The sequence below is a fragment of the Colwellia sp. KS18-150 genome, assembly GCF_057551365.1.
In genome coordinates, this window is sequence record NZ_BAAJMC010000025.1 from 45,776 (window position 1) to 52,499 (window position 6,724).

6 protein-coding genes are annotated in these 6,724 nt (G+C 37.4%); all 6 read right to left on the reverse strand.

Annotated elements, in window-relative coordinates; all coding sequences use genetic code 11:
• Positions 1 to 2: 2 nt before the first annotated feature.
• Positions 3 to 1,187: a lipid-A-disaccharide synthase gene (gene lpxB / locus AC27IF_RS18425; protein WP_487055815.1), complete on the reverse strand. Its 1,185-nt coding sequence runs from the start codon at positions 1,185 to 1,187 to the stop codon at positions 3 to 5.
• A gap of 5 nt (positions 1,188 to 1,192) precedes the next feature.
• A complete protein-coding gene (gene lpxA / locus AC27IF_RS18430) occupies positions 1,193 to 1,963 on the reverse strand; it encodes an acyl-ACP--UDP-N-acetylglucosamine O-acyltransferase (RefSeq protein ID WP_487055816.1) in 771 nt (256 codons plus the stop codon).
• Between the two features lie 33 nt (positions 1,964 to 1,996).
• A complete protein-coding gene (fabZ, locus tag AC27IF_RS18435; protein ID WP_487055817.1) occupies positions 1,997 to 2,479 on the reverse strand; it encodes a 3-hydroxyacyl-ACP dehydratase FabZ in 483 nt (160 codons plus the stop codon).
• Positions 2,480 to 2,559: 80 nt separating this feature from the next.
• Positions 2,560 to 3,636: a UDP-3-O-(3-hydroxymyristoyl)glucosamine N-acyltransferase gene (gene lpxD, locus AC27IF_RS18440; RefSeq protein ID WP_487055818.1), complete on the reverse strand. Its 1,077-nt coding sequence runs from the start codon at positions 3,634 to 3,636 to the stop codon at positions 2,560 to 2,562.
• Positions 3,637 to 4,155, reverse strand: a complete 519-nt coding sequence (locus tag AC27IF_RS18445; RefSeq protein ID WP_487055819.1) for an OmpH/Skp family outer membrane protein — start codon at positions 4,153 to 4,155, stop codon at positions 3,637 to 3,639.
• 66 nt (positions 4,156 to 4,221) lie between these two features.
• Positions 4,222 to 6,696 carry an outer membrane protein assembly factor BamA gene (gene bamA, locus AC27IF_RS18450; protein ID WP_487055820.1) on the reverse strand — a complete coding sequence of 825 codons (2,475 nt, stop codon included), beginning with the start codon at positions 6,694 to 6,696 and terminating at the stop codon, positions 4,222 to 4,224.
• Positions 6,697 to 6,724 lie beyond the last annotated feature (28 nt).

A 6,724-nucleotide genomic window follows, 5' to 3' on the forward strand; every position in this document is an offset into this window, starting at 1 on the left:
TGTTAGCTAGTTTTTAATAATTCTTTAGGGAGTAAGGCAATAACTGCTTTCGCTGATTGTGCACTTGCATCGCATTTTAACTGCTGATGTATGTCGATATAACTTTCATTTAATTGACTTTGGTCTTGATAAAGTCGTTCTTTAACCAGAGGAACAATGTTTTCAGGACACACAGCATCTTGCAATAATTCTGGAACCAGTGATTTATTCATTAATAAATTAGGCAGTGAAAACCACTTTAATTTCACTAAGCCTTTACCTAAAAAGTAGGTTATCGGACTAAACTTATAACAAATAACCATAGGTCTTTTAATTAATGCGGCTTCTAACGTCACTGTACCCGAAGCCGTTAATAGACAGTCACTAGCTGCCATAACACCTTGTGTCTTTTCTATGATTAACGTGATATTTAGATCCGGTGCTAATTCTGCTCTTAGCGCATTGAATTGTTCTGCCCTTTTATCACTAACCATTGGCGCAACTAATACTAAATTTTCATCTTCTTTCTGTAGTTGCCTTGCGCTATTGAAAAACGGCTCAAGTAAACGTGATAATTCACCGCCACGGCTACCAGGCATTAATGCTAAAATTTTAGCTGAGTGCGGTAAATTGAGTGTTGCTCTTGCTTGATATTTATCATTTAGCATTGGAATATCATCGGCTAATGGGTGGCCGACAAAAGTGCAAGGAACTTGATGCTTATCATAGAAAGCTTTTTCAAAAGGTAAAAGTGATAGTACCATATCAGTCGCTTTGGCTATTTTGAAAATGCGTTTCTCACGCCATGCCCAAACAGAAGGACTAACATAATGAACAGTTTTTATTGCTTTAGCTTTTAAACGTAGTTCTAGACCTATATTAAAATCTGGGGCATCAATACCAATAAAAACATCTGGTTTATTATCAGTAAAGTAATTAACTAGAGACTTTCTAACATAGAGTAAACGACGAAGGCGTCCAAGTACTTCGACTAACCCCATTACCGCTAGCTCTTCCATTGCAAATAAGCTTTCAAAGCCAAGTTTTTGCATTTTTGGACCGCCAATACCCACAAATTTAGCATCGGGGTATTGGCTTTGAAGTGCTGACATTAAGCCAGCACCGAGTGTATCGCCAGAGTGCTCGCCTACTACTATGGCAAAGATAGGAGCTCTAGAAATTGAATTAGATAGTGATTCAGCTACCATTAGGATTAACGGATAATACCGCGTTCAGAGTTTTTAACTGAATCGGTAAAAGCGGCAAGTTCTACAGAGGAGTCACCTTGAAGTTCAATCGCCGATAATGCATCTTCTACCGATAACTTTTTACGATAAACATTCTTATATGCACGCTTAATAGACAGAATAACGTCACTGGCGAAGCCTCGACGTTTTAAACCTTCGCTATTTAAGCCAAAGGGTTTTGCTGGGTGGCCAGATGCCATGACATAGGCAGGAACATCTTTTAATACCAAGGCATTAGCGGCAATAAAGCTATGAGGGCCAATATGACAAAATTGATGAATACCTGACATACCACCAATAATAACGTGATCGCCTACGTGAACGTGACCGGCAATAGAAGCATTGTTCGCCATAATACAGTTATTACCCACAATACAATCGTGTGCAACATGAGTATAAGCCATAAATAAATTGTTACTGCCAATTTGCGTCAAACTATTATCTTGAATAGTGCCTCGATGAATAGTGCAGCACTCCCTGAACGTATTATTGTCACCAATAATAAGCTCAGTAGGCTCACCAGCAAACTTTAAATCTTGGCAGTCTTCTCCAATACTGGCAAATTGAAAAATTCGATTACCGCGACCAATTTTTGTCGGACCGTTAATCACTACATGAGAGCTAATTTCACAATTATCACCAATAACGACATTACTAGAGACATAGGTCCAAGGGCCGATCGTGACATTATCACCAATTACAGCACCAGGCTCGATAATCGCTTGAGGATGGATCATAAATTTACCTTGTATATTGGGTAGGCAATTGCCTTACATTTCTCTGCGGGCACACATTAAATCGGCTGAACAGACAACTTTGCCATCCACTTTAGCTTCACCGTAAAATTTCCACATACCGCGGCGCTCTTTAATAAATTCCACATGCAAGTGCATAGTGTCACCAGGTAAAACAGGTTGTTTAAAACGGGCTTTATCAATAGAAGCAAAAAGATACATCTCTTTTTCATCGCGTCCTTCGCTACTTTTAAAGCCTAAAATACCCGTCGCTTGTGCTAATGCTTCAAGAATTAACACTCCAGGGAAAATAGCTAACTCGGGGAAATGCCCCGTAAACACTGGTTCATTGATAGTAACATTCTTAATCGCGTGTAAAGTTTTACCGGGCTCATAATCAACAACCTTGTCAACTAACAACATAGGATACCTATGTGGAATAAGATCCTTGATTTCGTTCAATGAGATTGGTTTTTTAATAGTGTCCAAATGATTTATCCTTTCATTGGCTGAGCTCATATATCAGGGGGTACATGAGCGCAAGAGAATTGCGTTATAATATTTTTATCTATTATTTTAGCGAATAAGTAGCCATACAGCTACTTATTTTCAAGAAGTTTTTCTAGCTCTTTCACACGCTTAGTCAAGGTGTCTAGTCGTTTTACTCTGGCATTGGTTTTATGCCATTTACTGTTTGGCTCAACTGGCATACCAGATGAATATGCACCTGCTTGAGTAATACTTTTTGTGACCATAGACATACCGGTAAATACACAGTTATCGGCAATATTAATGTGGCCATTAATACCAACTAGTCCTGCAATGGTACAGTTTTTACCAATGACAGTACTACCAGCAATAACGCTACAAGCTGCCATCGCGGTATTTTCACCGATAATGACGTTATGGGCGATTTGAATTTGATTATCGAGAATAACACCATCTTTAATAACAGTATCTTCTAAAGCACCTCGATCAATGGTTGTACTAGCCCCTATCTCAACTTGATCACCAATAATGACACGACCTAGTTGAGGTATTTTATGCCACTTATAAGTTTGATTGACAGGAGCATATCCAAAACCATCTGAGCCAATAACAGTATTTGCTTGTATCAAGCAGCGTTCGCCGATACTCACTTCATGGTAAATACTGATATTACTCCATAGTCGAGTGCTCTGGCCAATAGTGACATTTTTACCAATGAAACAACCGGCACCAATACTGACATTATCTGCAAGCTTAACACCTGCTTCTATCACCGTATTAGCTCCGATATTGACATTTTCACCCACAACTACATCATCATGTATTGTAGCGCTCGCATGAATGCCAATAGCCGTTTGAGGCGTTGTATCAAGTAAATTTGCTAACAATGCATAACCCATATATGGATTATCCATCACTAAGGCTGCTGTTTTACAATCAGCTAGCACTTGAGGAGCAATAATGACTGCACTGGCTTTGGTGGAGGCAAGTTGTGTGGCATATTTGCTATTAGCAAGGAATGCCACTTGACCTGTTTTCGCATTAGCAAGGGTAGCTAAACCAGTAACCTTTGTATTTTCGGTTGAGACATCATTATCTAATGACTTGTTATCATCAACAGTTAATACTAGCTCAGCGCCAATTTCTTTAGCAATATCAGCTAAAGTAAAATTTGATACTGTAGTCAATTAGTTAAGCTTACTAACTTGCTCAACAACTTTTGAAGTGATGTTATGATCTGGTTTTGAAAACATCACAGCTTGCTTTGAAAGTACAAGATCATAATCTTCTTTCGCCGCAATAGCATCAACTGCTTGAGTAACTAAAGCAAATAACTTATTTGTTTCTTCATTTTTACGTTGAGCTACTTTTTGTTGAAACTCTTTTACTTTAACTTGGTAGTTTTGATATAAACCAGCCATTTTAGTTTGTAATTCAGTCTTTTCTTTTTCATTCATTAAAGAGCCATTACGCTTAAGGTTCTCATCTTCAAATGATAAATCTTTTTGTAATTGAGCAATCACAGCTTTTTCATCTTTAAATTCTGATTCTAACGTTTGCATTAATGCAGCTGATTGAGGAATTTGGTTGATCGCTTCTTGTACATTGACAACAGCAATTTTTTGTTCAAAAGCCATTGCGCTACTTGCTAATAACAATGATGAAGCAGCTGCGGTTAATGCCATAGATTTAATAATTTTATTCAATTTAAGTTCCTCTTTATTCTTCTATTATTTTGTTAATCTCACTAAAATATTTAGCAAGCAGTTAAGTTAAAAAGTTTTACCTATATTAAAGCTAAAGAAGGCTGTGTCATCATCTTCTTCTTCTTTAATGGTTTTTGCAAAGTTAAATATCATAGGCCCCATTGGCGATAGCCATTGGATAGACAAACCACCTGAGGCTCGAAAACGCCCAATATCAGAGTAATCATCGAGTTTAGCATATTCTTCTGGTGCTAAATCTTCATAATCAGCTAGGTTAAATTCGGTATCCCAAACGGTACCAGCATCAACGAAGAAACTCGTTCTAACGCTATTACTATAACTTTCATCTAAAAACGGTGTTGGTACAATTAATTCTATACCACCAAGCGCTACAGCATTGCCACCTACTGAACGCGGTGACACTTGAATATAATCATGATCAGGCCCTAAACAACAAGCGCTACCACCGGTAGGGTTTGGTGTGCCACCAATTTGTGTAGGATAACGATATACCGCTTTAGGACCAACGGTATTGTTTTCGAAACCACGTAAAGTATCAGAACCACCCGCTCTAAAGTTTTCCCAAAATGGTAGTAATTGATCATGACCATTCACTGTTCCATAACCGTTACCATAACCTAATTGCAATCGAGTTAATACTGTCCAGCGTTGATTACGTGTTAATGGAAAATAAAATTTTGTATCTAAATTAACTTTAAAATATTGCACATCTGATGTATTAGGTGTGGTCATTTTATAGGTAAGGCTTTGCTGAGAGCCTGCCGTAGGGAACGTACCACGGTTTAACGTTGAACGTGAAATACTAGCACTAACATCAAAATTTCTAAAAGGTGTTAATGTTCCCGGATCATCAGGGTCAGAATGTAAATCATAAAAAGTTTGAATTTGCTCATAAGTTTCTAATGAAGTGATTTCATTATGCTTATAACCAACACCGAAACCAAGACGAATATATTCATTAATTGGGAAGCCCCAGTTTAAACCAACACCATAAGTTTTATTATTGTATTGTTCTAAGTTGGCACTACCAGCATCAAAGGCTTGATAAAATATTTGTCCGCCCAATGACACTGCATCTACGGTAAAATAAGGGTCGGTATAAGAAATACTTGCACTTTTTGAATAGGTATTGGTATTAATATTAAAACCTAAGCGGTTACCTGTTCCTAAAAAGTTATTTTGTTGTACACCGGCATTTAGGCTTAACTTTGTCGAGTCACCATAACCAACACCTGCAGTGAATGAACCTGAGGCTTGTTCTTTAACGGTAAAATCAACATTAACTAAGTCTTCTTCACCGGAAATTTGATTAGTTTCAAATTCGACAGTTTCCATATAAGGAAGACGGGATAGACGAGCTTTTGAATGTTCAACTAAACTATTTGATAACCAAGCACCTTCCATTTGACGCATTTCTCGTCGAAGAACATTATCAGCCGTAACATGGTTACCACTAAAGTTAACTTTATTTACATAAATACGTTTACCTGGGTCTACCGAAATAGAAAGCTTTACCGTGTTATCTTCATCGTTAATTTCAGGAATAGTGGTAACTTTTGGATAAGCATAACCAAAACGCCCTAAGAATTTACTGATTACTTCTTCGGTGTACGTCACTTCTGCGCCATTATATAGGTTGTCAGCACGAAGTGGATTGATAGCACGAATGGTCTGTTCAAAACCTGCCATATCACCAATAAAGTCTACCTCTGAAATACTATAGGTTTCACCTTCAGTAACATTTAAAGCGATATAAACTGATTGTTTGTCTGGTGTCATCGAAACTTGCGTAGAATCTACTTTAAAGCGTAAATAGCCACGATCTAAATAATAACTATTGATCGTTTCCATATCACCTTGAAGAGTTTGTTTTTGATATCTATCTTGCGCCATAAAATCCCACCATGGCGAATCAAAAGTTAACTCTATTTTATCGAGTACTTGTGCATCCGTAAAAATTTCATTACCGACGATATTGATCTGTTTTATCGCTGCAGCATCACCTTCAGTAAAAACAAACTCAAGGTTGACACGATTTCTAGGTAAATGCGTAATCGTTGTTGTTACATCTGCATTGTATTTACCTACACTATGATAAAAATCTTCTAGCCCCATCTCGATACCCGAAATTACGGTACGATCGAGTGTTTCACCAACACGAATATTACTACCATCTAAACTTTCAATCAGCTGCTCGTCTTTTAAGTCGCTATTACCATCGAAAGTTATTTCGCTAATTGTTTCGCGCTCTCTAACACGATAGATGATTCGGTTACCATCACGGTAAACTCGAATATCATTAAAGTGACCTGATTTATATAAGGCTTTAATAGATTGTGAAATCCTAAACGGATTTAATTGATCACCAACATTAAACGGAATGTGCGTTAATGCGGCACCTAAAGCAACACGTTGTAAACCCTTTACTTCGATATCTTCAACCTGAAATTCTTCAGTTGCTTGTGCTGTGGTACCTAAAGCACCTAATAATAAGGCAAAGGCTAATTTTTTAATTATCATAAATATTTACTTTGTTACTTCTTTTATT

Coding starts and splice junctions, on each gene's coding strand:
- lpxB (WP_487055815.1), bottom strand. CDS start 1,187: ATGGTAGCTGAATCACTATCTAATTCAATTTCTAGAGCTCCTATCTTT.
- lpxA (WP_487055816.1), bottom strand. CDS start 1,963: ATGATCCATCCTCAAGCGATTATCGAGCCTGGTGCTGTAATTGGTGAT.
- fabZ (WP_487055817.1), bottom strand. CDS start 2,479: ATGAGCTCAGCCAATGAAAGGATAAATCATTTGGACACTATTAAAAAA.
- bamA (WP_487055820.1), bottom strand. CDS start 6,696: ATGATAATTAAAAAATTAGCCTTTGCCTTATTATTAGGTGCTTTAGGT.